Origin of the sequence: Pedobacter frigoris, from assembly GCF_005116445.1 — a bacterium.
Lineage (GTDB): Bacteria > Bacteroidota > Bacteroidia > Sphingobacteriales > Sphingobacteriaceae > Pedobacter > Pedobacter frigoris.
This window is the reverse complement of the sequence record NZ_SWBQ01000005.1, coordinates 304,750-331,440: the sequence shown is the minus strand read 5'-3', so window position 1 is coordinate 331,440 and position 26,691 is coordinate 304,750. Positions and strand designations below refer to the sequence as shown.

The window sequence follows — 26,691 nt, the reverse complement described above, 5'->3', positions numbered from 1 at the left end:
TCCGGTTCCCGATAAAAACGAGATATTCTAATGAAGAAAAGATGGGTGCAAGCCGAAAAGGGCAATAAAGAAACGATTGAATCGCTTGCACAACAATTAAATATAGACAATAGTCTGGCCCAGGTATTGGTTCATCGTGGCATTTCTTCCTTCGACCAGGCACGGGATTATTTTCGTCCGCAAATGGCGCATCTTCATGACCCTTTTTTAATGAAAGACATGGATAAAGCTATTCTCAGAATAGAGACTGCATTAAAGAACAATGAGAAAATCCTGATTTATGGCGACTACGACGTAGACGGAACAACATCCGTGGCACTGGCTTATAGTTTTTTCACGGCTTTTACGACTGCGATTGAATACTACATTCCCGACCGCCATAAAGAAGGCTATGGAATTTCAACGACCGGAATAGATTATGCCAAAGAAAATAGCTTCAGTCTGATCATTGCGCTGGATTGCGGAATAAAATCCGGCGAAAAAATAGCTTATGCCAATACTTTAGGAATAGATTTTATCATCTGCGACCACCATTTGCCGGGAGAAGAACTACCAATGGCAGTCGCTATTCTTGATCCAAAACGCAGTGACTGTCCATATCCATTTAAGGAACTTGCCGGTTGCGGCATCGGCTTTAAACTCGCACAGGCTTATTGTATAAAAAACGACCTGCCAGCCGAAAGATATGAGCAATATCTGGACCTGGTAATGGTTAGTATCGCTGCTGATATCGTCCCTGTTGAGGATGAGAACCGGATTCTGGCTTATCACGGACTCGTTAAATTAAACACAAATCCTTGCATAGGCCTTAAGGCACTGATGGATATTTCAGGCAGAAATAAAGACTATAGCCTTACTGATGTAGTTTTTGCGCTGGCACCGAGAATTAATGCCGCGGGCAGAATGGATCACGCCAACCAGGCCGTAAAGATGCTGATCTGCGATGAAGACCTGCTGGCACAGGAGCAAAGTTTATTCATCAATCTTCAGAATACCGAAAGAAAAACTTCAGATCAGAACATCACTGCCGAAGCGCTTGCATTGATAGATGAATGTGAGATCCTGATCAACAAAAAGACGACTGTGGTTTACCATGAGAGCTGGAACAAGGGTGTCATAGGAATCGTTGCTTCACGTCTTACCGAGAAATATTACAGACCTACAGTAGTACTAACTGAGTCGAATGGACTATTGACAGGCTCTGCACGTTCAGTAGCAGGATTTGATCTTTACGAGGCCCTCCTTGGATGTGAAGATCTGCTGGTACAATTTGGCGGACATAAATTTGCTGCCGGCCTTACGATAAAACCTGAAAACATAGGTTCGTTCTCTGAGAGGTTTGAGCAGATAGTTGCCTCCACCATCACTGACGATTTACTTTGTCCGGAGATCAACATAGATACAGAGATTAATTTTGATCAGATAACCAGTAAGTTCCAGCGGATTATAGCTCAAATGGCACCATTTGGACCCCATAATCCAGCTCCGGTTTTTGTTACCCATAACGTATCCATTGCAGGAAGGCCATATGTTGTTGGCACAAAACATTTAAAATTAAACTTAAAACAACAAAATTCCGTTATTTTTGAAAGCATTGGTTTCGGCCTTGCGGAATATGAAAAACTTTTACAACCAAACAGACCTTTTTCTGTTTGTTATACCGTAGAAGAAAACGTCTGGAAAGACCAAAAGAAACTGCAGTTAAATATTAAAGCGATAAACATAGATAATTAATACACCTGGATGATATTAAGAGCGGAGAATCTGATAAAAAAATATAAACAGCGGACTGTAGTAAACGATGTTTCTTTTGATGTGAGTCAGGGTGAAATCGTTGGTTTACTTGGCCCGAATGGTGCGGGGAAGACCACTTCATTTTATATGATCGTTGGCTTAATTAAACCGAACGAAGGCAAGATTTTTTTAGACGAGGAAGAGATTACGACCGATCCTATGTACAGAAGGGCACAAAAAGGCATCGGCTATCTGGCTCAGGAGGCTTCCGTTTTCAGAAAGCTTTCTGTTGAGGACAACATCATGGCCATTCTGGAAATGACTAAGATGAATAAAGAAGAGCGTCATGAGAAACTGGAGGAATTGATTAACGAATTTAGCTTACACAAGGTTAGAAAAAATCGTGGCGACCTGCTTTCAGGAGGAGAAAGAAGACGGACAGAAATAGCGAGGGCGCTCGCCGCCAGTCCTAACTTCATTTTACTTGATGAACCATTTGCAGGAGTTGACCCAATTGCGGTAGAAGAAATCCAGACAATAGTTGCCAAGCTGAAACAAAAGAACATAGGCATTCTGATTACCGACCACAACGTACAGGAAACATTATCCATCACAGACAGGGCCTATCTTTTATTTGAAGGCAAGATTCTGGAATCCGGCACGCCTGAAGTACTGGCAGCAAACGAAATGGTTAGACGGGTTTACCTCGGATCAAACTTTGTACTTCGCAGTAAAAACTTATAATTCACTTTAGATCGACTCATGGCATTTGTAAATTCAATCTTTACCTGGTATATGAAAAAGCGGGTTCACCAGATCGAGCTCTTCATGAAATACCCGCATGATGTACAGGAAGAATGGTTCCAGAAACTGATCTCAAGTGCAGAAGATACAGAGTGGGGTGAAAAATACAATTACAGGTCGATCGAGACCGTAAGACAGTTTAAGGAAAGCGTACCGATTCAAAATTACGATACTTTAAAACCTTATATAGAGCGCATGCTCAAAGGAGAGCAGAATATCCTATGGCCCTCAGAGATCAAATGGTTTGCAAAATCATCGGGCACTACCAATGACAGGAGTAAATTCATTCCCGTGTCAGAAGAATCTTTGCAGGAATGTCATTTTAAGGGTGGTAAGGATATGCTTTCTATTTTCTGCAATAACAGGCCTGAAAATCAGATCCTGACAGGCAAAGGACTCGTACTTGGCGGGAGTCACCAGATCAACCAGTTGAATGAAGACTCTTTTTATGGTGATCTTTCTGCCGTATTGATCAAGAACCTGCCGATGTGGGCAGAATATTACCGCACGCCAAACATATCAATTGCTTTGATGGACAATTACGAAGAAAAAATGGAGAAAATGGCGGAAGCTACCATTAAAGAAAACGTAACCAACATTGCAGGGGTTCCGACCTGGACAATCGTGCTTGCCAAAAAGGTATTGGAAATGACGGGCAAGAAGCACCTGTTAGAAGTATGGCCGAATCTGGAGCTCTATATTCACGGCGCTGTGAATTTTAAGCCTTACAGAGAGCAGTTTAAAGAACTGATCCCGTGTGACAACATGTATTACCTGGAGACTTATAATGCTTCTGAGGGCTTCTTTGGCATACAGGATGAAGTAAATTCAGACGAGATGCTGCTCATGCTAGATTATGGAATTTATTATGAGTTTCTTCCGATTGAAAAGATGGAAGATGAAAATCCTGACACGCTTGCGCTCGATCAGGTAGAATTAAATAAGAATTATGCGATTATCATTTCTACGAATGGTGGCCTGTGGAGGTATATGATTGGAGATACAGTTCAATTTACTTGTCTTTCTCCTTATCGAATAAAAATAACCGGCAGGACGAAGCATTTCATCAATGCCTTCGGAGAAGAAGTCATCATAGACAATGCTGAGCAGGCCATCTGCAGGGCATGTGATGCGACAGGCGCCGTTTTTAAGGACTATACGGCATGTCCTATTTACTTTAAAGGCGAAGAAGTAGGCGGTCATGAATGGATCATTGAGTTTGACCAGCAGCCCAATAATTTTGAAAGATTTATAGACGTGCTGGATGAAACTTTAAGAGAAGTTAATTCTGACTATGATGCTAAAAGATTTAAGGACATGGCCCTTAGACGACCAAAAGTACACAATGCTCCAAGTAACACTTTTTACAACTGGTTGAAATCAAAAGGTAAACTTGGAGGGCAGCATAAGGTACCGCGCCTGTCCAATGACAGAAAATATGTAGAAGAAATTCTTCCCTTATTGAGTTGATATCGTCTACTTATTTCGGGTAATATATTTTTACTGAACTTCATGGCTATCTAATATTTTTTCATTAAATTTAAATAGCTAATTCTTAAACGCTTATGAAGACAGTACAACAAATACTCGGCACAAAGCCTTCTAATATTTTTTCTGTTTCAGAAAACTCATCTGTTTTAGAAGCACTTCAGCTAATGATGGAAAAAAACATAAGCGCCTTGCTGATTCTGGAGGGGCCTGAATTGCGTGGGATTTTTACGGAGAGGGACTATGCAAGAAAAATCATTTTGCATGGAAAATCATCGGCAGAAACGTCAATCAAAGAAGTAATGACTGCAAACCCTATTACGGTATTGCCAGCAGACAGCATAGACCTGTGCATGGAAATCATGACGGAGAAACACATTCGGCATTTACCTGTCATGCAGGACAATGTAGTACAGGGAATGGTGTCAATCGGAGACGTAGTTAAGTTCATCATCGCTGACCAGAAATTAACCATATCTCAGCTGGAAAATTACATTAGCAGTTAAATAAAAAGCCCCGGCTTTACGGCCAGGGCTCTTAATTGTGATCTACTTACCAGATCTTAACCCTTTTATCTGGTGCCAGATATAAGGAATCTGTTGGTTTTACATTAAATGCAGTATAAAATTCAGGGATGTTTCTCACTACCCCATTTACCCTAAACATAGCAGGAGAGTGAGGATCAGTACCTACCTGTGTCCTTAAAGCCTCATCAGTGGATTTACTCAACCAGGCCTGTGCCCATCCGATAAATACGCGTTGCTCACCGGTAAAGCCATCCATTTTTGGTGATGGCTTATCCGATAGGCTTGTTTTATAAGCTTTAATCGCAATACTCAAACCGCCAAGATCCCCGATATTTTCTCCCAATGTGAAATCTCCGTTTACATTCAGATCAGGAAAAACTTTGAAACTGCTGTATTGTGCTATAAGTGCGTTGGTACGCTTTTTAAATTCACTCATGTCCTTAGCCGTCCACCAATTGCGCATCACACCATTTCCATCAAAAGTACTTCCCTGATCATCAAAACCATGACCAATTTCATGTCCGATTACAGCGCCGATTCCCCCGTAATTTACAGCATCTTCTGCGTTCATATCAAAAAATGGCGGTTGTAAAATTGCGGCAGGAAAAACGATTTCATTCATTGGAGGATTATAATAAGCATTTACCGTTTGAGGTGTCATCCCCCATTCTGTACGATCTACTGGTTTACCAAGTTTGTTTATGGTACGGTTGTATTCAAATTCGGCAGCACGCTGCATGTTTCCAAAAAGATCATTTTTAACAATCTTAAGTGAGCTGTAATCTCTCCATTTATCAGGATACCCAATTTTGGGGGTGAATTTATTGATTTTATCCAGCGCCTGTTTCTTGGTTTCAGGACTCATCCAGTCTAATGTTTTGATGCTGGCTTCATAAGCTTTCAATAAATTGTCTACCAGCTTCAGCATCCTATCCTTTGCTTCCCGTGAAAAATGTTTCTCCACATAGAGTTTACCGACCATCTCACCAAGATTGCTGTTCACCACATCAACCGCCCTGCGCCATTGCGGTTTTTGTTCTTTTACACCATTTAACGTTTTTGAGTAGAAATTAAAATTCTCCTGATCAAGAGCAGAATTCAGAACAGAAGCAGATCCCGTTACGGCGCTCCATTTCAAATAGGTCTTCCAGGTAGTCAGCGGAGTATTCTTAATAATTGCATTGAGGTCTTTTGTATAAGCAACCTGGGTGACCACAAGACTATCTGAATTTTTAATACCTGCTTCAGACAATAAGGTATTCCAGTCGAAATCAGGGGTAAGGGTTTTTAAGTCCTTCACCGCGTATTTATTATACAGGCCAGCAATATTTCTGGTTTCTTCTTTTTTCATCTGCTTAGATGCGAGCAATGTTTCCAGTGCCATAATCTGTGCAGCATTAGCTTTGGCGTCAGGAATACCTGCCAGACCTAACATGGTCTCAATGTGTGCAATATATTTAGTCCTGATTTCTGCAGATTTAGCATCTTTAAGAGCATAATATTCTCTGTCCGGCAGACCTAAACCTCCCTGCCAGGTCAATAGCATATAGCGTTTTGGATCTTTAAAATCCTCGCTGACACTGACATTAAAAGGTATTTTATAACCTACTTTATTTGCATGCGCGAAATAGGCAGTCAGGTCCTTTGCCGAAGCGATTGCCTCAATTTTCTTAAACTCTTCATTTAAAGGAGCAAGGCCTATAGAATCACGAACTTTTGTGTTTAGATAAGAATCGTAAAAATCACCAATCTTTTGTTCTTCAGAACCATCCTTACCCCCGCTCTTTGTCGCATTTTCAATAATCGCCTTCACATCTTCCTGCGCCTTGTCGTTTATCATCGCCATTACCCCATACCTGGATTTGTCTGAAGGCATTTTGGTATTTTTCATCCATATTCCATTTACATAATCGGTAAAATTATCGCCGGGAACAACTGTGGTATCCATATTTTTTAATATGATACCTGAATGGAGATCCATCTGTTTATCCGGATTATTGCAGGCTGCAAATATTAATATTGCGCTAGCAACAACAGGGATCCTAAAAGGACTTTTAGTTTTCTTCATCATGAATTTTAGGTTAGTGTTTAATCAAACTTAGATAAATCTGTGCAAGCATTCATGCTGATCTTAAATAAAGAATGAAAAATTTACATACCAAATCCGATGGAAAAGAATATAATGCCTGTTTAATATTGTCTTAATATTAGGTAGTTAACTTTATTGTGATCACCAAAAGCGATAACATTATGATCAGCACCAAAATTCTTTACTCTGCCGTATTCAAAACTGAGCAGATTGACGACCTTCATAAAATCCAGCCGCTACCTTTGCCGGCGGGAAGCTATCCTTACAGATTGACACTTGATGAACAGCCGGCAGACAGTTTAACTAAGAAGCTCGTCTTTCATATGGTTGGCGATACGGGCGGGGTTAAATCGGCAGATACCCAACAAAGATTGGCTGATCAGCTAACCAATCAATGTAAGAATGCTTTAACCACAAGTGATGAGCCTGCATTCCTGTATCACCTTGGTGATCTTGTCTACCATTATGGTGAAGCCCAACAGTATGATGCACAATTCTTAAAACCTTTTGAGGTATATCCGGCTCCAATTTATGCAATCGCAGGAAATCACGACACTGACGTTAATCCTGATGCGGATGAAAATTATGACAGCCTTGAAGCTTTTTATACAGCTTTTTGCAATACTGTTCCGCGGACAATACATTTTGGCGAAAACCGGATCAGAAAAAGCCAGACGCAGCCCCATGTTTACTGGACAATGCAAACACCCCTCGCTACTATTATTGGATTGCACACAAATGTTCCCAAATATGGTCACATTACACAGGAGCAAAAAAACTGGTTTATTAAAGAATTACAACATACGGCAACCGAGCACCCTGAAAAAGCAATCATTATTTGTATGCACCATGCGCCATATTCAGCAGACTTCAATCATGGTTCTAGTATGCCTATGATTCGATTTGTGGAAGAATGTTTTACAGCAGCAGCTGTAAAACCTGATCTCATATTTAGCGGTCATGTACACAATTATCAAAGATTCATCAAGACATACGAAGATGGGAAGAGCGTTCCTTTTATTGTAGCTGGTGCGGGAGGTTTCGAAGAGCTGCATCAGCTGGCAGATCCATTTGACAACACATATAGAACTGACAATGAATTGCTTGAAAATGTCCAGCTTATAAATTATTGTGATGACCGTCATGGATTTTTAAAAATAGCCATTGAAAAAACACCTTTCCGCTTTACAATTAAAGGAGAATATTATACTATGCCCTTTGAAAACTATGGATCCGCAGCACTGTTTGATGAATTCGTAATCGATCTTACGGGTAGGTAGCAAAATGGTTTTTCACCTCATCAATAGCGGTGAGGAACAGGGTTGACAGTTCTTCACTAACTATTCCATTTTCTTCCTGAAAATTCTGGTGAAATGACGGCAATGAGAAGTGAGTAATGATGTTTGCACCCATCTTTGGAAACCGGGATAATGCTGCTGCCATTACATTTCCTCCTCCAAAGCCACCGGGAGAGGTACTCATTAAAAATACAGGCTTATCCTGAAATACCTTTCCGTTAATCCTGGAACACCAGTCGAGTGTATTCTTAAAAGCAGTGCTGTAACTTCCATTGTGTTCAGCCAAAGAAAGTATAACCAGATCCGCAGCCTCAATCAATGACAAAAGCTGGTGGGCATATTCCGGATAACCGTCGGATTTTTCTTTATCCACAGAAAATACCGGCATTTCAAAATCATTAAGATCCAGGAATGTAATGTCATTATCCGGGAAAAAACTAAGTGAGTGACGAACGAGTTTACGATTAATGGATTGTCTGCTTGTACTTCCGGCAAATGCTAGGATTTTCATATATATTTTATCTTACGTTTTTAGACTGTAGAGGAAGGGGCACAAATTCGGTTTCGCCAGGTACTGGTATAAAAGTTTGCTCAAGCCACATTGTTTTAGCATCCTCAATGCGTTCCCTGCTGGAGGCCACAAAGTTCCAGTAGATAAATCTCTCTTCCGGAAAAGCATCTCCACCAAATATGTAAACGGTTGTGTTTTCCTGCATTTCAAACTCACATAATTTACTGTCTTTTGCAATGAGGATTTGCTTAGGGCCAAAAGTGTGTTCTTCGCTCTTTATAGCACCTTCCAAAATGTACAATGCACTTTCTCCAAACAGATCATCTCCTATTCTGATGGTTTGTGCAGTCCTGGATTTTAATTCTAAAAGGTACAGTTTACTATAAACCGGCACCGGCGACTGATGTCCCATTACTTCCCCGGCAATCAATTTAAAACTGACAGTATCTTTTTCCCAAACCGGCATGGCCTCTTCATCGAAATGGAAGAATTCGGGCTCCATTTCTTCGAGGTGCTTAGGTAATGCTACCCAGATCTGCAATCCGTGCATCACTTTAGTAGAATTCCTTAAGTAAGCCGGTGTTCTTTCAGAGTGAACAATACCCTTCCCTGCCGTCATCCAGTTTACCTGTCCGGGTTTTATTTCAACTTCAGTGCCCAGACTGTCTTTGTGCATGATTGATCCCTCAAAAAGGTAGGTTAGCGTAGAAAGACCAATATGCGGATGAGGAGGTACATCAAGATTCTCGTAATCATTTAAAGATACCGGCCCCATATGATCGATAAAAGCAAAAGGACCTACCATTCTTTTTTCTCGAAATGGCAATAACCTTCCCACCATAAAATTCCCAATATTACTTGGTCTTTCTTCTATAATCAGCTGAATGTTTGACATGATGATTGTGTTAGGATGAATCTAATAGTGAATTTACATGATTTGCGTTAGCATTACAAGAAAGCCAGCATTAAAAAAGCCCTTCAGTTTTTATTGAAGGGCTTTTTATTATTATTAATTCTATTATTTATCCCACCATACTCTGCCGGTTAGCTTATCACCACCAGGTACCGCTGATGAGGCAGCCTGATAATTGACACCATTGTTTGCGGCTTCTTCCGAAGGATAAGGGAATCTCCTTGGTATGGTCCCTCCTGTAGCATTTCCCGGGTAAACTACGGGCACAAGCACAGGAAAGCCGCTTCTACGCCAGTTGGCCCATGTCTCATAAAAATCAAGCAGGGTGTTGGTATGCAACCAATATTGTGTGTTGATCATCTGCAGACCATTGGCTGCATTGTAAGGATTGGCACTAGCAAAAGTCTCTGCAACCCCGTCTGACACTACCATTAATGGATCGTACTTTCCAAGACAAGTGATTGATGCTTTTAATGCGGCTTTATAGTGATCAGCAGCAGAACCTGCAATACCCCACCTTTGGGCGGCCTCTGCTAATAAAAACTCTCCTTCAGAAAAGCTCAGGATGAAAGTAATTCCATTTCTCTTGATCATACCCGGGTTTGGCGAAGAATAATCAGCGATGCTCGTATAAGCAGCATCTTGTCTGATATCCCTTCCTGCAATTCCGCTTAAGTCCTTTCCATTGGGCATTCCTTTTTGAACCGCAGGAGTTGTTACATAGGCTGCATTCTGATCTTTTCCCGATTCTACAAGATAAAGTTTGGTGACTGCTACTTTTTCTAACCTTGGGTCACCGGCATTTTTTAATAGATCGATAAATGTTTTGGACCATTTGGTATAATAGTTCTCCTGTCCGCCATCTCCAAGTAATACCTGGCTATTTCTATTCTGAGTTACCCTTGCTCCTGAAACGTCATGAGCTATAGTTGCGTTATCACTGTTATCGACCATGGTCTTGCCTATTGCTTTTTGCACATAGGTTTTCGCCAGGTTTTCATCAGCCTTAGTTAATCGCATGGCCAGTCGTACCAGCAAAGTATTACCAAAGCGTTTCCATTTTGCGATGTCACCACCATAGATCACATCTCCGGTGACTTTATCGCCACTCACATTCAAGGCATTGGTTGCTTCATCAACTTCCTTAAGCAAGTCTGTATAAATCTCCTGCTGCCTGTCGTATTTTGGTGTAAAAATACTTTTATAGAATCCCTGACCAGCTTCAGAGTAAGGAACATCCCCATACAAATCGGTGATACGGGCAAAGACCAAAGCCTTCCATATACGCGCTACATGGTGAACGTTAGCATATTTAGTGCTTCCTTTTGTAAATTCTACAACATCTACTATAGGTCTCACCTGTTCTATATAAGCACCTACTGCACTATTGCCCCAATATGCCGCAGTATAGCCTTCATTAAGAAAATATTTATCACCGGCCCAGTAACTCACTACCGTCGACAATCCCTGCATCATAGTCGAGGCATAAATCAGGTTTCCTCTCCAGGTATCGTATGCAAAATCGATACTTCCGGTATAAGTTAACTGTGAAGTAGTCAGCGTGTAATTAGGATCAAAATTGGTAGGTCCGTATGCTACAGGATTAGTATTGATCTCTTTAAAATCCTTGGTACAACCGAAGGTTATTAAAATGCCCACAAGAATCATCAGGCTATATTTATTGAATATATTCGTTTTCATCGTTCTTTCTTTAAATAATTAAAACTTAACACTTAGGTTTAAACCAAAAGTTCTCACTGGAGGAACACCTCCAAGTTCTAAACCCGGGAATGTTGCATTGTAACTTGATTCCGGATCGATGTTATCTGTTTTCTTCATCAGGATAAACAGATTGCGTCCTACCACACTTACATTCAGACTTTTGATTTTGTTATTGAACATTTTAGCCGGGAAATTGTACCCCAGTGTCAATTGTCTGAATTTAATGAAACTTGCATCCTGAACAAACTTATGAGAGGCATTGTCGGCCGTGTTTTCATAGAATTTAGCGGCGGTAGTGCCTAAAGCATCCCGATTTTCAAGGGTTGCCTTGTGCAAACCAAATATATATCCATAGTAATCAGTAGCAGAAAAGACCTTACCTCCCCATTTACCGTCTATAAGAAATGAAAGATTTATGCCCTTGTAAGTAAATTCATTGTTCCAGCCAGCAAACCATTTATTGTAAGCCGAGCCATATGGTTTCAAAACTCCTCTTTCTGGTGCACCCAGCGCATTTTTAACGATAGCTCCGTTGGCATCGTATTTAAAATCATAAGCCATCACCTGGGCTGCCGCCATTCCCGGAATATTTTGCAGGTATCCCACCCCGGTACGTGAAGTTGCCAGCAATTGAGAGGTAATTCCTTTAGCTAATGAAAGTATGGTATTCTCATTATAAGTTCCATTGATAGAGGAAGTCCAGTTGAAGTCATCATTTTTAATGACAACCCCTGAGATTAAGGCCTCTACTCCTTTATTTTCGATTTCTCCAGAGTTGAGTACAGCTCCGCTATATCCTGTCGTGCTACTTGTAGTTATGGTAGAAATTTCATCCTTAGAGTGCTTTTTATACCAGGTCACATCAAGATTAAGACGATCACCAAAGAACCTCAATTCAGTACCGATCTCCAATTCGGTAGCTTTAGAAGCTTTCAGACTTGGATTGGGAATACTTGGATTACTGATGACCCCCAATGGATTACCATTTAAGGTTTCACTTCTGAAACCATAGGTAAGTAGGGTTTGGTACGGACCGGTTGCCTGACCAACAATGGCATATCCGGCTCTTAACTTACCAAAGCTTAAATAGCTTGGCTTATATAGTTCTGAAAACACAAATGAACCACTCACAGAAGGATAGAAAACACTTAATTTATTATCTTTCCCAGGAGTGGCAAGTGTAGAAAACCAATCGCTTCTACCGCTACCTGTCAGGTATAAAATATCTCTGTACGAAAGCTCAAGGGTACCATAGACAGATTGAGTTTCAAATTCTGCCTCCGAATAATCAACAGACTTGTTTTTTGCATTAAGGATATTATAGATACCAAATACCGCAAAATCAGTCCCGTTGTTTGTAGTCTGGTTGATCCGCGTATTTCTGTAGCTTGCACCAACATTTGGGGTAATGGTAAAATCATCCTGTACAGTAAATGATTTACCAAGCAGGATATCAGTACTTACATCAGCAAATTTGGTCTTTTGTTCGGCTATTTTCCCAGGCGCATAATAAGCAGTGCCTGAAGGAACTACATTGGTATAGCTGTCATTATAAGCATCTCTTCCTGCACGACCTTGCAAGAATAAGCCATTGTCGAAAATGTATTTTGCGCTGAAGCTACTGATAGCGCGTTCGCGTTTGGTGTTATTTCTAAATTCATTTGCAGCAAACCAGGGATTTGTAGCGTATGCGTTCCCCTTATTGTACTGGATTTCATTTCCATTCGCATCCTTCCATGGCTTCAGGTCTTTAACACCAATACTGGTAGGCAAGAATACCACGTTATAGTTGGCATTACCTGCTCCGTCAGAAAGCATAGGACGATTTTTTGCCTGTTCCAAAATGTAATTGGTACGGGCATCGATCGTAAGACGTTTTATAGGCTCAAATGTGCCGACCAAATTGAATGACTGCCTGTTCAAACCAGAGTTTGGCACGACAGAATTATTATGTACATCATTGGCAGAGAAACGAATAGTTCCACCTTCAAATGTCTTATTTAATGCAATGGTGTTTGACCAGGTTCCGCCACTGCGATAAAAATCTTCTATATTGTTTTTCTGTGCAGAATATGGTCTTGCCACGCCATCGAACTGAACTACATTACTTCCATCCAGTTTGGCTCCCCAGCTAGATCCTCCGACCTGTGCTGCCGCCGCCGCATCAGCGGACTTTACTCCATTGGCACCTTGTCCATAGACATATTGCCAATCCGTTCTATCCATCACCTGTTCTACAACATAATTGCTGTTAAAATCTATGCTATTTCCCTTTCCACTTTTGGTGGTGATCAAAATAACACCAGCTTTAGCCCTTGATCCGTACAATGCGGAGGCTGCTGCGCCTTTTAGTACAGAAATGCTTTCGATATCATCAGGGTTTAAATTGCCAACTGCATCTCCTAAATCCGGAGCATTGTCCCATTGACTACCTTTATTCCCGTTAGGATTTAGATTGTTGAGCCCCGTCGGCGTATTTTCCATTGGAATACCATTGATTACATACAAAGGCTGGTTGGTCTGGCTCAAACTGGACACACCGCGGATCAGCACACTTGTAGCTGCTCCGGCACCTCCTGAAGTTGAACTGATATCTAAACCAGCTACCTTGCCGACCAGAGAATTGGCAACATTATTTTCTCTGGCCTGGGTCAGAGACTCGCCTTGTACCTGTGAAACAGAATACCCCAAAGCACGTCGTTCCTTTTTGATACCTAAAGCGGTAACCACCACTTCATTTAACAACTTGGTATCTTCCAAAAGGACTACATCGATATCCGTTTTATTGTCGACCGCGATCTCTTTAGTTTGAAATCCGGCGAATGAAATGACAAGAGTGGCTCCTGCGGGAACTGAGATAGAAAACCTACCATTGATATCTGTAGACGAACCAGCTCCCGAACCTTTTACCCGGACGGTGGCTCCTGGCAATGGTCCTCCGGCATTGTCTTTTACGGTCCCGGTAATCTTAGTATCTTTTCTCCTGCTGATTACAATTAATCCTTCTTTTGAAATGGAATATTTGAGATTGGTATTGCTGAAGATTGCGGCGAGTACATCTGTTACCAATGTGTTTTTCACAGATAAAGTAACATCTTTATTCACAGGCACATTTGCCGAACTGTAAACGAAGTGATAATCGCTCTGTTCTTCAATAATTTTCAAGACCTTACTCAGCTTGGTTTTGGTCACATCAAGGCTGATCTTTTGCTGTGAAAAGACCGATGCCGAGACATTGAGGCAGGTTATAAAAATTATGATACACGTTAATTTCATTAAAATAATGAATTTTAAGAACGCCCTGGAATCACGGCGCGCTTGCAGTAAGTAATAATTAATCATATTTTTGTTTTTTTGGTTGCTATAGTATTTGGCAGCAATCTGTTTGCGCATAAAACTGCCATTGCTTGATATCAAAAAAATTTATAGGGGCGGTGCGTCAACACCGTCCCTTTCTTATTTCGATATGGTAATTTGTTTTCCTTTTATTTCATATTTAAAATGTTCTGCTGTTTGTAAAGCGTTTAATGCCTGCTCAATATTTTCTACAGGGAAAGATGCCGTAAAGCGATATTTCTCTACTTCTTTATCAGTAAATTTGATTTGTACATCATACCACCGTTCCAATACCCCCTTAACTTCTGCAAAACTCTGATCTGAAATTTCGAGTCGGTCTTGCGTCCAGGCAACTTCAGCGATGATGCTATCATTTACCCTGGTGTAATGATTGATCGCAATTTCCGGCAATTGTTTTTTGGCTTTTATGGGTTTATTGGCTTGGGGTTGAATGTCCAGATTTTTATAGAATGTCACTTTTTGACTTGGCCTTAAAGTAATAGAACTGCCTTTACTCCCCTTACCCTCCATCACAATAAGTCCCTTAATTAAAGTAGCTTCTGATGTAGGCTCGTCAGGATAAATTTTCACATTAAAAGAGGTGCCCAATACATTGATATCAAAATCTTCCGTATGAACTTTGAAAGGCTTGTCCTTTTGATGCATCACATCAAAAAAGGCTTCACCTACCAAGTTTACTTCACGGGTTTTTTCATTAAACCCTTTGATAATGGATAACGAACTTTTGGCGTTTAATAAAATTACAGATCCATCCTTAAGCGTGATCTTTTTGCGTTCGCCAGCCTTCGTATTAAAATTGCTGACCATAATTTGTTTGACCCCCTCCTTATCCCCTGCTTTAAAGTAAAAAAAAGAAACACCGGCCAGCAGTAATATAGCCGCTGCAATTTTCAACCAGTTATATCTCCTTTGGAATGGGACAATATTGTTTTTGTGTTCAATGTTTTCTTTTAGCGTTTCGACCTGCAGATTCAATGGTTTTTTATTTCCACTGAGGATGACATACAAACGTCTGGCTTCTGTTATTACGGCTTTTTGTTCAGGATGAGTTTCAATATAATTCTCCCAATAGGTTACGCAGAGTTTATCTGTTCCCGCACAATAAAGCTGAAAAGTATTATCCACTAAAAAGTCTTCGACATTGAAAAGACTACGATCAATCATAATATTATGCTTTTATAAAGACAGTGCCTGAAAACTTCAACTTTTCCTAAGGAAATTTTACTTTTTTATTTTTTTGGATAAAAAAGACACTGTGGGATGGAAACGCTATACTAATCTTTGAGTTCTTTTCTCAATATTTTAAGCGCATCATAAACTGTATTGTAAGCAGTCTTGATGGTTTGCTGGGTTTGTTCTGCAATCTGTTCGTAACTTAATCCGTCAAAAAACTTCAAATGGATGAGTTGCTTTTGTCTGAAGGTTAGTTTCTCAAGAGCTGTTTTCAATTTATACCTAACTAACTCATCAGTCTGCACCTTAACAATAAACTCTTCATAAGACATCTCCATCCATTCCCCTTCCGAACCAGCATTTTGTAATGCATCGTTGATCTTCTTTTTACGTTCGAGCAACCGAAGTATTTTACGTTTTAAAAAAGTACGCAGGTAGGCCGGCACATTGTCGACCCTGTTTAGTTGTTCATGTTTTTCCCAAATGGTAACAAAGACCTGATCTGTAGCCTCTCCTGCTGTTTCAGCATCTCCGCAAACACGGATGCCGAAATTCACAAGTTCATAGTACAGCGCTTTGTAAAGGTCAAAGAATGCATTATTATCACCGGAACGGATGCGTTCCCATAATAAATGGTGCACAAGTTTATTGTCCATTTGGTTAGTTTAGTTTGTGGCGTTAGGTTATAGCAATGTTAAGAAAATGAATTGACTTTTATTTCAGGTTTGCAGCAGTTTTCTTCAGGTTTACAAGATTTTAATTTCAATATGCGCTCGAGGCCTGTTTATTTGAATAAAAATCCATTATTTACAATAATAATTATGAACAGAGAAAGCATAGCTCTAAGAGCGCTCAACAACGTATTAAGTCAAGATACCATTGCCACATTTTTAGTAGTTATTGTATTCCTTTTACTAATAAATATTGTTTTTAAAAAAGTTACTAAGCCGATCAGGAATAAATGGTTTGCTTCATTTAGTGCAGCCTGGTTGTCAACTATAATTTTGTTCATTAGCTATGGAATATTAAAGTTGTTCGGTATGCTTGTCATGAAATTCAGATTTGGATCGGACGGACAGGATATTGGGCTCTCAACTTTGCCAATAATTAGATGTCTTGTTATATCTCTAATTATTTCTTCAGTTTATCTCATCTATTTCTGGGCTAAGGAAAGATGGATCAATGAGGTAAAGAACCCTGCCAAAAGACCATTTTACGAAGCTCTCACAATGTTTCTAATTGCCTGCATTGGAATAGTAATCGTTCAATTTACCGCGAATATGCGATTAGGCAGTGGATATGGCATAGAACGTGCTTTTCTTAGTCTTGCAATTGCATCATCGGCAATATTCGGCACTAGTCTGGCTGTTTTGATTTACAGCTATGCGACACGCTTAAATGCATTCAAAATTCAGCAAAAAGAGTTGCAGATATCTCGACTCCAGCAACAGGTCGCTCAATCTCAATTGGATGCATTAGCTTCAAAAATAAACCCACATTTCCTATACAACTCATTAAATTCTATAGCCGGACTGGCTACGGAAGATGGCTTAAAAACCCGGAATATGGCCATCGCCCTATCGAAACTATTTCGTTATAACATCAACAGGGAAGAAAATAACTATGCTACTGTGAACGAAGAGATGGAAATGGTTTCTCTTTATCTGGAAATAGAAAAGATCAGATTTGAGGAAAGATTGCAATACACGAGTAAAATCCAACCAGGGCTTGAAAATGATTTAATTCCCATGCATTTGCTTCAGCCCCTGGTGGAGAACGCCGTTAAATACGGTGCCGGTCCAAATGGGATTGTCATCAGCATAAGTATTAAAAAATCCGGCAAAGACATTATACTCAGCGTATTTGATGAAGGCAAGGCTTTTGATACAGATTTAAAACCTGGTTATGGATTGAAATCTTTGTACGATAAATTGGATATATTAGCGGCAGGCAAGTATGAGATTGCCTTTCTAAATGAACCCAAAGAAGTCAGAATTACCATCAGCGATTTAAAGACGAAAGTATAGTGAGCACTAAATTGAGAAGCATTATCATTGACGATGAGAGACCTGCCAGACTGATGATGAGCAGACTCGCAGGAAATTACCCCGATGTTCTTGAAATCATTGCCGAGGCGTCTAATGCAATAGAGGCGATTGAATTGATAGACAACCTAAAGCCTGACCTGATTTTTCTTGACGTTCACATGCCCGACTTAAATGGATTTGATATGCTGACCAGGCTTAGACATAAGCCATTGGTAATTTTCACTACTGCTTTTGAGCAATATGCGATCAGGGCTTTTCAGGAAAATACACTTGATTATCTCGTTAAGCCTATTGAGGACAGCCGGTTTATGAAGTCAATTGAAAAGATAAAACGCTGGAATAATAGCAATATGCAGGTCGATTTTTTAAAACTAAAAGAGATTTTCGATCAGATGCAGCCTAAAAAAGAAGCTACAGCCCTTCCGGTAAAGGTAAAAGACAAGATCCTATTGGTTCGCTTCCCGGATTTAGTATATCTGGAATCTCAGCTTGGTTATGTTACCTTATATACCGACAATGGAACTGAGTATTTATCCGAGTTATCATTATCAGACCTGGAAGAGAAACTACCTGCCAATTTTATAAGGGTACAAAAATCCTTCATAATTAATAAGGACAAGATCGGGGAGATCAGTAAACACTTTAATAATCGACTGATCATCACAATGACTGATAAAAAGCAAAGCAGAATCACAACGGGGACAACCTATATTCAACAGATCAGGGCTGAGTTGGATTTGTAAGCGATAACTTAAATTGCTATTTTGTATAAAATCCTTAATTGATGTTCAGATTACTTACAATATTTGCTTTTATTGGCATTTCGGCCGTATTAATATCCGCTAAATTATTTGGCATAAACAGACACAAGGAAGCCGCACCTCAGAAGCCAAATATCATTTTCATCATTTCAGATGATCATGCATATCAGGCAATAGGTGCCTACGGGAATAAAATTGCCAAAACTCCAAATATTGACCGACTGGCAAAAGAAGGAGCTATATTAAACAATCAGCTGGTTACAAATTCCATATGTGGCCCCAGCAGAGCTTGTTTTTTGACTGGAAAGTATAGTCATATAAACGGATATAAAGCTAATGATGGCAAATTTGATGTAAAACAACAAATGTTGTCTGGATTGTTGAGTAAGGAAGGCTACCAAACTGCCTGGATTGGGAAGTGGCATCTCGGCACTTTACCCGGGAAGGCGTTTGATCATTGGGAGATCATGCCGGATCAGGGCTTTTACTATAACCCTGATTTCATCAATCAGCAAAATGACACAGTCAGGACAGCAGGTTATGTAACCGATATCATCACACAAAAGGCAACTGACTGGCTGGATAAGCGGGATAAAACAAAGCCATTCTTTTTAGTAGTTGGAGAGAAAGCCACTCATCGTGAGTGGCTGCCTGATATACAGGATCTTGGAGCCTATGACCACGTCAACTTCCCAATACCAGCTACTTTCTTCGATGATTATGATGGTCGTGAAGCTGCGAAGGAACAATACATGAGTATAGCTAAGGCAATGGAGTTGGACCGTGATCTAAAAGTCAACGTTGATTTCGAAAATTTCCTCCTTTATAAAAGAATGAATAAAGCACAGCGTGAGGCGTTTTCTAATTACTACATCCAAAAGGTGACTAAAGATTTCGAGGCCAAAAAACCATCAGGAAAGGAACTCGCGATATGGAAATATCAGCGTTATATGAAGGATTATTACGCTACTGCAAACTCACTTGACCGAAACATAGGAAAAATGCTGGATTACCTGGATAAAAAGGAGCTTTCACAAAATACAATAGTAATTTATGCATCCGACCAGGGGTTTTATTTAGGAGAACATGGATGGTTTGATAAAAGATTTATGTACGAAGAATCCTTAAAAACACCTTTCGTCATCAGATACCCGGGAAAGATTAAGGCAGGCAGCAAGGTCAATAACGTAGTTGCAAATATCGACTGGGCTCCTACCTTATTAGATATGGCTGGAGGAAAGATACCTATGGATATACAAGGAAGATCTTTTTGGTCTGCACTGAATGGCAGCAAAACCGGACTCGCGGAAAAGCCGGTATATTATCATTATTATGAATATCCGGGTCCGCATCTGGTACATCCTCATTTTGGAATCAGGACTTCACAATATAAATTGATACGTTTTTACGGGAAATTAAACTCCTGGGAGTTTTATGACCTTAAGAATGACAAGCATGAGCTTCATAATCTTGCTGCAGACAAAAAGTATGAAGCGCTGCTAAAGAGCTTCAAATCCAAGCTCCTCACAGCAGCTCAGGAATACAAAGATCAGGATGCGATAAAGTACCTTACTTTACAGGTCCTGGAATAATCAAAGAAATAGGATAGTCGATCATTTAGTTTACCCAAACAGGTAACCACTATAAGCTAAACCTTTAGCAACACTTTTAAAATTATCTCCGGAATTCATAGTGATGTGTGGAAACTTATCTTTAAATAATTGTTGAATACTACCAACCATAGAAGTACCCCCAGTTAGAAAAAGGCTGTCAATATCATTTACACCAATATTGTGCAGGGACATAAATTCATTTAGATAATTTGAAATCCGATCAACATCCTTTTTTATGATTTGCTCATAATCCGACAAGGAGACCTCCTCTTGAATTTGGATATCCATACCATCGTACCGAAATTCTGATGTATTTGATTTAGACAGCGTGATCTTAGTCTTCTCTATCGCCTGAAACACGGAATAACCTAAGTTATTTTCGATGAGCGTAATCAGATTTTTAAACTTTCGGTCTTTCCCGGAGAAATAATAATAGTCTTCAATATCCTTTCGAATACGTTGTCCGTTAAAAAAATTCATCTGTTCCCATGAGCAGATATTTGCGAAAAGTGATTTAGGCACCGTTAATACCTTACCCGGAGTTGCCTCGTATTGTGTATGCTTACCGAAGTAGGGCGTTCCTCTTTCCCACATAAAAGCAGAATCAAAACTATCACCTCCTATATAAATTCCTCCGGTGGCCATCATATCATTCTTTCGATCTTTACTCCCTACTTTTGTAGGATCAAGAACTAAATAAGTAAAATCTGTTGTTCCACCGCCTAGATCGGCAACAAGTACACTTTCTTTTTTTAGCAGCGTTTTTTCATAAGCGAAAGCGGCACCTATAGGCTCAAACTGGAAACGGACTTCCGTAAAACCTGCAATTTCAGCAGCTTTATTAAGTCTGTTTTGTGCCAGCGTATCCTTTTGTACATTGTCATCATCAAAAAAGACAGGCCTGCCAATAACAGCCTTTCGGCAGTCCTGCCCGGTCACTTCATCTGCCCTGCTTTTCAATTCTTTTAGAATGATTGCTACAAGGTCAGAAGCATTATATCTTTTATTATGTATCCGTGTTTCTGTGAAACTGCTTCTGGATAGGATTTGTTTAACTGATTTAATGAAGCGGCCTTTCATGCCATCATGGAGATAGGCATGGATGGCTTCTTCACCTACCACGTAACTTTTGTCATCCCCGGCATTTAGCTGATGATAAAAATAAATAAGGGATGGAATGATAATGGTACTATGAATTTCTTTGGCGTCTTCATCATAAATGGCGAGTGCCGAATTGGTTGTTCCAAAATCAATTCCGTATAAAAATCTCTTCATGATGGGCAGGGTAAACGATAAAAAAGAAAAGCCCTTTACGATTTGTAAAGGGCTTTATTCTGCTCCTTCTGCTGGGCTCGAACCAGCGACCCTCTGATTAACAGGAGTTATTTGGTGTTTTGTGATGTCTATTGTTATCTATAAGTATTCTGTTTATCAGGTATTTAGCTTTTTTATTCTTATCTTTGATTTTACTCTTTTTGGGTTATTTCGAAGATTTTTGTGCAAAATCTGTGCAAATGAAAAGCCAAAAAATATTTGTTATAGTATGAAGAAAGCATTGATCTCCCTTTACCACGATACCCGCAGACCATTAGAGGATGGAAAATTTCCGATAAAGTTGCGTGTCTATTATCAAAAAGCCAAAATGTATGAGACTGGAATGGCTGTATCGCTTGAAGAATTTGAGCATGGATATTTAGAACCCGCACCCCGTGGTAGGTTTAGAGAAATTCAGATAAGTCTAAAAGCTATCGAATCCAAAGGAATAGAGGCCGCGAATACTCTACGTTTTTTTTCTTTTGCAAAATTTGAAAGGGCATTGTTCAGAAGCAAAGCAAGCATCAATAATATCATTGATCATTACAGCGAATATATTTCCGATCTTGAGGGACAAGACAGGATTGGTACTGCCTCGAACTACAGGTGTAGTATGAACTCCATTTTGCGGTTTGTAAATCTGGACAGGGCACATAGAGTTGAAAGGCTAACTTTTGATACCATCACACCCGAATTTTTGCAAAGGTACGAACGGTGGGCACTTAACAAAGATATGAGCCGAAGTACGGTAGGCATCTATCTTAGACCATTAAGAAAACTTTTTAATACAGCAATAGAAAACGGTGATATTGAACCAGAAGTCTATCCCTTTAAAAAATACAAGATCCCTACCGGTAAAAACATCAAGAAGAACATTGAAAAAGATGTACTTAAATCACTTTACACTTGGGAAACAGATGATGAATTCATTATAAAGGCGAGAGATTTTTGGTTTTTCAGTTATCAGTGCAATGGAATTAATTTTAGGGATATTGCTGAACTAAAGTTCAAGAATGTTACTGATGACTACTTTTCATTTCTTAGGCACAAGACTCTAAATACAACCAGAGAAGACCCAACGCCGATTGTCGTGCCAATAACCGCTTCAGTCGCCAGGATAATCTCCAAATACGGCAGGAAAAACGGAGACGATAGAGATTATGTATTCCCTATATTCGAACAAGGAATGGACGCAAAGGAAAGACATCGTGTCAACCAAAATTTTATCCGTTTTGTTAATCAGCACATGAACAGATTGGCAAAGATAGTCGGTATTCCGTTTAACCTTGGCACAATGTACGCAAGGCATTCTTTTACCACGGCGGTAACCCGGGAAATAGGGTTAGAATTTGCCCAAGAAGCGCTTGGACACACAACACTTGCCACAACACAAAAATATTGGGCAGGTTTTGAGAGCAAGGTAAAACACGAGGTAGCAGAGAAGTTATTGGACTTTATTACTTAGGGTTATAACCTGGTTTATAAAACTATTGATAGGTTTTCAAGTGCAATCTTTGTCACATACAAGATGATATGGAAAACCTAACCTTTGACCAATTGCCCGAAGCCATAGTAGTGCTTTATGACAAGCTATTGTCAATAGAGAAAATGATTACAGATCTAAAAGTAAGCTATAACCTTCCCGACCAAGATTTGTTAAACATTCAACAAGCTTCAGAGCTTGTAACATTAGCTGTGCCAACATTGTACAGCAAGGTCAGCCTAAAGGAGATTCCATTTTGCAAAAAGGGAAAACGGCTTTATTTTTCCAGATCAGAATTATTGGAGTGGATTAGTTCGGGTAAAAGACAATCTAATACTGACCTCATAAACACAACTGAAGACAGGTTTTTATCCATCCATTCAAGAAAACAATAAATCAATTTAAGTTTCGTTTACAACAAAATATTGTTCTGGCATAAATGGCTGTTAATACCCAGGAGGCAATCCGTCCTTAAAGATCTCTTTAAAATCCATATCTGGATTTTGCGGAACAAGCAGTATCTTCACGATTTTCTGCATATCAAAATCAGAAGCGTCTATGAAGACCTTTGTTATTGGGTCATAACTAGAAAGCGTTTTCATAGTGCCCGGCAGGAACTCCATCGATATGAGACCTTCTTCATCAATCTTTTCTAGTCCCGATAAATCTCTTGCTCTGGACCTGCAGTTTTCACCTTCTTTTGGAGGCCACAATAATAAAGGTGGGCACCATTTTATAGTAAATTCTTTGCCATCATATAAATTCAAATCCTCTAAATTTAGCGGGATGAAAAATTGATATAAAAGATTTTCATAGTATATCTGAAAAATATGGGTTGGCCGTAAATCGTCTTTACGACGTTTTCGAAATAAATAGCAGTGGACTTTACAGTTTCTAGTATAACTATATTCGTTTATGGTTGCAACTTTACCAAGTTGGACATCACTTTGGGAATGAATTAAATGCTCAAAAGCATACTTATAATTAATGACATCGTCAGGCTTTATAAGACCTAGTGCAATTTTCAAGAAACTCTTATAAACAAACAGAGGGATATATTTATTTTTTTGGTACGAAATTTCTGTCCTACCGCTATCATCATCAATTTCAAAATTTTCCCCGTTATTATCAGAAATAACAATTGCTTTATGATCAGACGGCAGATTTAATGCTTTAGCACTTAGTCCAGCATTCCTTGATCTATAATTCGGAGTACCTTTTTTGGCATCAGTACCAAATATCGTTCGAGTAATCCCCAAAAAATCGGTTAAATGGTTTTCATATTTCGAGAAAAGCTCATTGCAGCTATCACATTCAAAATCAGATACCATATACCTATTTCCCATAAGATGTGGGATGATGTGGGCTTCTTTCTTAAAAGTAGTTTGGTTTGCTCCAAGACCGCAGTACCTACAAACTCTATCTGGCCTTTTTTTTAAGTTTCGGACGGCACTATCTGGCGGAATAAAAATATTCTCAATTTCATAATTATCAAAGAATTCCATTAAGTTTTCCTTGTTCCCATCGAAAGAATAAAATGTAAGATCTTCGTTTTGCATTTGTTAAGACATATCATGGAAGATACAAAGATTTGCCTTAAAATCGTTATTGCACTTTGTAAATGCTACTTGATTTCTGGTAATGTCCCACTTAAAAAATAATCTTCAATTATTTTGTTTGGGGTCCTTTTTAAAAGTTTCCATTCAAATATTGTCTGGTTTGGCTTCAGAGTTCCCGTTGTGGCAATATTATCAAGAAAAACCCTTTTACCCCTGATTTCAACAAGTACCATTAAAGCTTCCTCAAGAAATAAACAATCTTCAACTATCTCAGGCTTAAGGGCTACATTTGTTCCTTCGAAGTTAGCCTGCACACTTTGGAATAGAATTCCCCCTATATTTGGAGATCTTAATATACTTTCAGAAAATGCCGCACTGATTTTGTAATCGCTATTTTTTGTTGTTCGCTTTGACATTACCTCTGAAAAATATTCTAACAACAAAATACTTTGTTTAGCGATATCTGATGGTTGGTTTTGTTTTATTAAATTTGAATGGAAATCGAATGCCATTTTTACTTCAGAAATCGCATTAATTGCATCCCGCTTGAACACCATTTCTGAAACGAGGATATCCTTTTTGACAATCCATTTGCCTACGGTCATAATTAGTTTTTTATCTCTATTTCCTTTGAGTTCGCCTTGTAATGCCTCTTCAGTTTCTGCCAGGGCAACTATTCTAGGAGACGAAACCAAACTGCTTTTAACCGAACCATAAAATATCGAATTGCCTGGAGAATTTGCTCTCCCATAATTTTTAATATTTTCTGGATCTGATCTATACGAGAGTTCTTGCTTATGTTTGAAAATTTCGCCTACCGCATTAATCCGAACACGCTCTACGTATTGTCCTGCATGGATTTTAGCAACGGTTACGGGCACAAAAAGCTCCTTATTTATGATATTTGATATCTTGCTTAAGGGGGTGTTCTCTAAATTTAGTTCCTCTATTGACTTTAGCTTTCTTTTTAATTCCCTAACGTTACGAAAATATACATCCATTTTATGATCAGAAAGTTCTTATTTTAAAAACGATTTAGCAATTATATCATTCCTCGATGGATAATAAGCCAAGTTCTAAAATTTGTTCAATATGTAAGGTTGAGCCTTCAATTTTTTCCAGATAGGAGTCATCCAAATGAGCTATCAACAAATTTGTCATATTGATTTTTGTTGGGATTTTTTTGATTTCCAAACATGTTTCACAAGAACAACCCTCTTTAATTTTAGCTTTAATTTTCTGAATATCCACCAATAGGGAAGATATCTGAGAACTCATGAAGTGAGTATCATCTACTTTATAAGCATATCTTTTTGAAGGCTGTATATTGTGTAAAGGGTCTAATAATACGATTTGAAATACATGGTTCTCATCCCAAAATCCAACAACCCTTCCAAGCGCCAATGAAATATGAAATTGAACAAAGGGGTACTCTTCTTTATTATAAAGGTAAGCAGTATCAATCCAATTGAGATCTTCTCTTTTAATTGGCACGTTTGTTCCATTCCAATCAATTTCATGGTATCTGAAATTTTGCTTCTCTGTAATATCACGCAAAAAAACTTCTCTTGTTTTGGACGAAAGCTCCTGAAGGCGATCAATCAAAGATATATACCAAGCTTGTTGTTGCTGGCCGATCTCAAAGTATTTTATCTGTTTAAAATATTGTAAGCTAAAGGTAAATCTTGTTAGTGCAGGTTTTACGATTGGTTTTGGGATTGCCCTTTCCTCTTGCGGAACTCCCGAACGGATTTTCTTTTCAGGTACTATATTTTCTGCTAGACGAGGTTGCTTAGCCATTTATTCTAGCAGCATAATAACTCTGCATAGTTGACTCATTTATTTCAACTTCACATCTTTCATATGGTTGAAAACCATCCCTTGCATCAATCCAAGGTTTTTCATCATGTGTCATCTTTTCAAGCTGAACATCACTATATTGGGCATACGTTTCCAATACCGCATTAATATGATCTCGGTCACTTTGATCTAATGAAGGAAAAGTAAGGTCGGATTGGATATCTGACATGGTAATCGAAGAATACATATACTTACTATCCTTAAACCTATTGTAAATAGTCCTATTTACAGGACCATGTATCCACGCTTGAAATTTTCCATCAAACAGAGGTTGCTTATCAAATGCTAAATGCCACGACTGTATGTAGAAAAGTATTTTTTGCAGTTTAAGGTGACTTAAAGATTCATTTCCTTCTCCAGTCAATCTAAAAACTACGAAATCACATACTTCATTTATATTTTTCATCACATTTATTTGTTAGCAAAAATACAAAATA

At 39.1% G+C, this 26,691-nt stretch carries 22 protein-coding genes; 10 read left to right on the top strand and 12 right to left on the bottom strand.

Annotation, left to right across the window (positions count from 1 at the left end; all coding sequences use genetic code 11):
* Positions 1–30 precede the first annotated feature (30 nt).
* The 4 genes from recJ to FA047_RS17465 all read left to right on the top strand — a co-directional run bounded on the left by recJ (position 31) and on the right by FA047_RS17465 (position 4,532).
* Positions 31–1,734 (top strand): single-stranded-DNA-specific exonuclease RecJ, encoded by a 1,704-nt coding sequence (recJ, locus tag FA047_RS17480; RefSeq protein ID WP_136837369.1) that lies wholly within the window; start codon positions 31–33, stop codon positions 1,732–1,734.
* Positions 1,735–1,743: 9 nt separating this feature from the next.
* Positions 1,744–2,478, top strand: a complete 735-nt coding sequence (gene lptB / locus FA047_RS17475) for an LPS export ABC transporter ATP-binding protein (RefSeq protein WP_136837368.1) — start codon at positions 1,744–1,746, stop codon at positions 2,476–2,478.
* A gap of 18 nt (positions 2,479–2,496) precedes the next feature.
* Positions 2,497–4,008 (top strand): GH3 auxin-responsive promoter family protein, encoded by a 1,512-nt coding sequence (locus tag FA047_RS17470; RefSeq protein WP_136837367.1) that lies wholly within the window; start codon positions 2,497–2,499, stop codon positions 4,006–4,008.
* 95 nt (positions 4,009–4,103) lie between these two features.
* The gene (locus FA047_RS17465) at positions 4,104–4,532 is read left to right on the top strand and encodes a CBS domain-containing protein (RefSeq protein WP_136837366.1); all 429 of its coding nucleotides are present in this window, start codon (positions 4,104–4,106) and stop codon (positions 4,530–4,532) included.
* A gap of 46 nt (positions 4,533–4,578) precedes the next feature.
* On the opposite strand, the gene FA047_RS17460 is transcribed toward FA047_RS17465, so the two are convergent.
* Positions 4,579–6,624, bottom strand: coding sequence for a M13 family metallopeptidase (locus FA047_RS17460; protein ID WP_225872774.1), 2,046 nt, complete (start codon positions 6,622–6,624; stop codon positions 4,579–4,581).
* Between the two features lie 179 nt (positions 6,625–6,803).
* Between FA047_RS17460 and FA047_RS17455 the strand changes: the two genes are divergently transcribed.
* On the top strand, positions 6,804–7,922 hold the full coding sequence (locus tag FA047_RS17455) for a metallophosphoesterase family protein (protein WP_136837365.1): 1,119 nt from the start codon (positions 6,804–6,806) through the stop codon (positions 7,920–7,922).
* On the opposite strand, the gene FA047_RS17450 is transcribed toward FA047_RS17455, so the two are convergent.
* The 6 genes from FA047_RS17450 to FA047_RS17425 all read right to left on the bottom strand — a co-directional run bounded on the left by FA047_RS17450 (position 7,909) and on the right by FA047_RS17425 (position 16,272).
* On the bottom strand, positions 7,909–8,451 hold the full coding sequence (locus FA047_RS17450; RefSeq protein WP_136837364.1) for an NADPH-dependent FMN reductase: 543 nt from the start codon (positions 8,449–8,451) through the stop codon (positions 7,909–7,911). The genes FA047_RS17455 and FA047_RS17450 overlap by 14 nt on opposite strands.
* A 7-nt stretch (positions 8,452–8,458) precedes the next feature.
* On the bottom strand, positions 8,459–9,346 hold the full coding sequence (locus FA047_RS17445; protein ID WP_136837363.1) for a pirin family protein: 888 nt from the start codon (positions 9,344–9,346) through the stop codon (positions 8,459–8,461).
* 123 nt (positions 9,347–9,469) lie between these two features.
* On the bottom strand, positions 9,470–11,065 hold the full coding sequence (locus FA047_RS17440; protein WP_136837362.1) for a SusD/RagB family nutrient-binding outer membrane lipoprotein: 1,596 nt from the start codon (positions 11,063–11,065) through the stop codon (positions 9,470–9,472).
* Positions 11,066–11,083: 18 nt separating this feature from the next.
* A complete protein-coding gene (locus FA047_RS17435; protein ID WP_225872773.1) occupies positions 11,084–14,362 on the bottom strand; it encodes a SusC/RagA family TonB-linked outer membrane protein in 3,279 nt (1,092 codons plus the stop codon).
* Positions 14,363–14,542: 180 nt separating this feature from the next.
* A complete protein-coding gene (locus FA047_RS17430; protein ID WP_136837360.1) occupies positions 14,543–15,607 on the bottom strand; it encodes a FecR family protein in 1,065 nt (354 codons plus the stop codon).
* 110 nt (positions 15,608–15,717) lie between these two features.
* The gene (locus tag FA047_RS17425) at positions 15,718–16,272 is read right to left on the bottom strand and encodes an RNA polymerase sigma factor (RefSeq protein WP_136837359.1); all 555 of its coding nucleotides are present in this window, start codon (positions 16,270–16,272) and stop codon (positions 15,718–15,720) included.
* A 165-nt stretch (positions 16,273–16,437) separates the two neighbouring features.
* Here FA047_RS17425 and FA047_RS17420 point away from each other — a divergent pair, with 165 nt between their 5' ends.
* The 3 genes from FA047_RS17420 to FA047_RS17410 are packed head-to-tail and all read left to right on the top strand — an operon-like array spanning position 16,438 to position 20,017.
* Complete coding sequence (locus FA047_RS17420; RefSeq protein WP_169304450.1) at positions 16,438–17,643, top strand: sensor histidine kinase; 1,206 nt, start codon at positions 16,438–16,440, stop codon at positions 17,641–17,643.
* Entirely contained in the window at positions 17,643–18,407 is a 765-nt protein-coding gene (locus tag FA047_RS17415) for a LytR/AlgR family response regulator transcription factor (protein ID WP_136837357.1), read from the top strand. Before FA047_RS17420 ends, FA047_RS17415 begins: the two co-directional genes overlap by 1 nt.
* A gap of 41 nt (positions 18,408–18,448) precedes the next feature.
* Complete coding sequence (locus FA047_RS17410) at positions 18,449–20,017, top strand: sulfatase family protein (protein ID WP_205943341.1); 1,569 nt, start codon at positions 18,449–18,451, stop codon at positions 20,015–20,017.
* 30 nt (positions 20,018–20,047) lie between these two features.
* Here FA047_RS17410 and FA047_RS17405 read toward each other — a convergent pair whose 3' ends face one another.
* Entirely contained in the window at positions 20,048–21,313 is a 1,266-nt protein-coding gene (locus tag FA047_RS17405) for an Hsp70 family protein (protein ID WP_136837355.1), read from the bottom strand.
* A gap of 268 nt (positions 21,314–21,581) precedes the next feature.
* Between FA047_RS17405 and FA047_RS17400 the strand changes: the two genes are divergently transcribed.
* Positions 21,582–22,817 carry a tyrosine-type recombinase/integrase gene (locus FA047_RS17400; RefSeq protein ID WP_136837354.1) on the top strand — a complete coding sequence of 412 codons (1,236 nt, stop codon included), beginning with the start codon at positions 21,582–21,584 and terminating at the stop codon, positions 22,815–22,817.
* Positions 22,818–22,885: 68 nt separating this feature from the next.
* Positions 22,886–23,230 (top strand): helix-turn-helix domain-containing protein, encoded by a 345-nt coding sequence (locus tag FA047_RS17395; protein WP_136837353.1) that lies wholly within the window; start codon positions 22,886–22,888, stop codon positions 23,228–23,230.
* A 51-nt stretch (positions 23,231–23,281) separates the two neighbouring features.
* Here the strand turns inward: FA047_RS17395 and FA047_RS17390 are convergent, their stop codons facing one another.
* From FA047_RS17390 to FA047_RS17375, 4 genes are all read right to left on the bottom strand, one after another.
* Positions 23,282–24,394 (bottom strand): HNH endonuclease, encoded by a 1,113-nt coding sequence (locus FA047_RS17390; protein WP_136837352.1) that lies wholly within the window; start codon positions 24,392–24,394, stop codon positions 23,282–23,284.
* 65 nt (positions 24,395–24,459) lie between these two features.
* Positions 24,460–25,395, bottom strand: a complete 936-nt coding sequence (locus FA047_RS17385; RefSeq protein WP_136837351.1) for a hypothetical protein — start codon at positions 25,393–25,395, stop codon at positions 24,460–24,462.
* A gap of 46 nt (positions 25,396–25,441) precedes the next feature.
* Positions 25,442–26,194, bottom strand: coding sequence for a hypothetical protein (locus FA047_RS17380; protein ID WP_136837350.1), 753 nt, complete (start codon positions 26,192–26,194; stop codon positions 25,442–25,444).
* The gene (locus FA047_RS17375) at positions 26,187–26,660 is read right to left on the bottom strand and encodes a Panacea domain-containing protein (RefSeq protein ID WP_136837349.1); all 474 of its coding nucleotides are present in this window, start codon (positions 26,658–26,660) and stop codon (positions 26,187–26,189) included. The genes FA047_RS17380 and FA047_RS17375 overlap by 8 nt, the downstream gene beginning before the upstream one ends.
* Between the last annotated feature and the right edge of the window lie 31 nt (positions 26,661–26,691).

What these genes read in the sequence shown, in the direction of transcription:
- FA047_RS17375 (WP_136837349.1), bottom strand. Translation starts at nt 26,660, where the DNA reads ATGAAAAATATAAATGAAGTATGTGATTTCGTAGTTTTTAGATTGACT.
- FA047_RS17470 (WP_136837367.1), top strand. Translation starts at nt 2,497, where the DNA reads ATGGCATTTGTAAATTCAATCTTTACCTGGTATATGAAAAAGCGGGTT.
- FA047_RS17420 (WP_169304450.1), top strand. Translation starts at nt 16,438, where the DNA reads ATGAACAGAGAAAGCATAGCTCTAAGAGCGCTCAACAACGTATTAAGT.
- FA047_RS17460 (WP_225872774.1), bottom strand. Translation starts at nt 6,624, where the DNA reads ATGATGAAGAAAACTAAAAGTCCTTTTAGGATCCCTGTTGTTGCTAGC.
- FA047_RS17400 (WP_136837354.1), top strand. Translation starts at nt 21,582, where the DNA reads ATGAAGAAAGCATTGATCTCCCTTTACCACGATACCCGCAGACCATTA.
- FA047_RS17380 (WP_136837350.1), bottom strand. Translation starts at nt 26,194, where the DNA reads ATGGCTAAGCAACCTCGTCTAGCAGAAAATATAGTACCTGAAAAGAAA.
- FA047_RS17425 (WP_136837359.1), bottom strand. Translation starts at nt 16,272, where the DNA reads ATGGACAATAAACTTGTGCACCATTTATTATGGGAACGCATCCGTTCC.
- lptB (WP_136837368.1), top strand. Translation starts at nt 1,744, where the DNA reads ATGATATTAAGAGCGGAGAATCTGATAAAAAAATATAAACAGCGGACT.
- FA047_RS17465 (WP_136837366.1), top strand. Translation starts at nt 4,104, where the DNA reads ATGAAGACAGTACAACAAATACTCGGCACAAAGCCTTCTAATATTTTT.
- FA047_RS17395 (WP_136837353.1), top strand. Translation starts at nt 22,886, where the DNA reads ATGGAAAACCTAACCTTTGACCAATTGCCCGAAGCCATAGTAGTGCTT.
- FA047_RS17405 (WP_136837355.1), bottom strand. Translation starts at nt 21,313, where the DNA reads ATGAAGAGATTTTTATACGGAATTGATTTTGGAACAACCAATTCGGCA.
- FA047_RS17450 (WP_136837364.1), bottom strand. Translation starts at nt 8,451, where the DNA reads ATGAAAATCCTAGCATTTGCCGGAAGTACAAGCAGACAATCCATTAAT.
- FA047_RS17430 (WP_136837360.1), bottom strand. Translation starts at nt 15,607, where the DNA reads ATGATTGATCGTAGTCTTTTCAATGTCGAAGACTTTTTAGTGGATAAT.
- FA047_RS17440 (WP_136837362.1), bottom strand. Translation starts at nt 11,065, where the DNA reads ATGAAAACGAATATATTCAATAAATATAGCCTGATGATTCTTGTGGGC.
- FA047_RS17410 (WP_205943341.1), top strand. Translation starts at nt 18,449, where the DNA reads ATGTTCAGATTACTTACAATATTTGCTTTTATTGGCATTTCGGCCGTA.
- FA047_RS17390 (WP_136837352.1), bottom strand. Translation starts at nt 24,394, where the DNA reads ATGCAAAACGAAGATCTTACATTTTATTCTTTCGATGGGAACAAGGAA.
- FA047_RS17445 (WP_136837363.1), bottom strand. Translation starts at nt 9,346, where the DNA reads ATGTCAAACATTCAGCTGATTATAGAAGAAAGACCAAGTAATATTGGG.
- FA047_RS17455 (WP_136837365.1), top strand. Translation starts at nt 6,804, where the DNA reads ATGATCAGCACCAAAATTCTTTACTCTGCCGTATTCAAAACTGAGCAG.
- FA047_RS17385 (WP_136837351.1), bottom strand. Translation starts at nt 25,395, where the DNA reads ATGGATGTATATTTTCGTAACGTTAGGGAATTAAAAAGAAAGCTAAAG.
- recJ (WP_136837369.1), top strand. Translation starts at nt 31, where the DNA reads ATGAAGAAAAGATGGGTGCAAGCCGAAAAGGGCAATAAAGAAACGATT.
- FA047_RS17435 (WP_225872773.1), bottom strand. Translation starts at nt 14,362, where the DNA reads ATGAAATTAACGTGTATCATAATTTTTATAACCTGCCTCAATGTCTCG.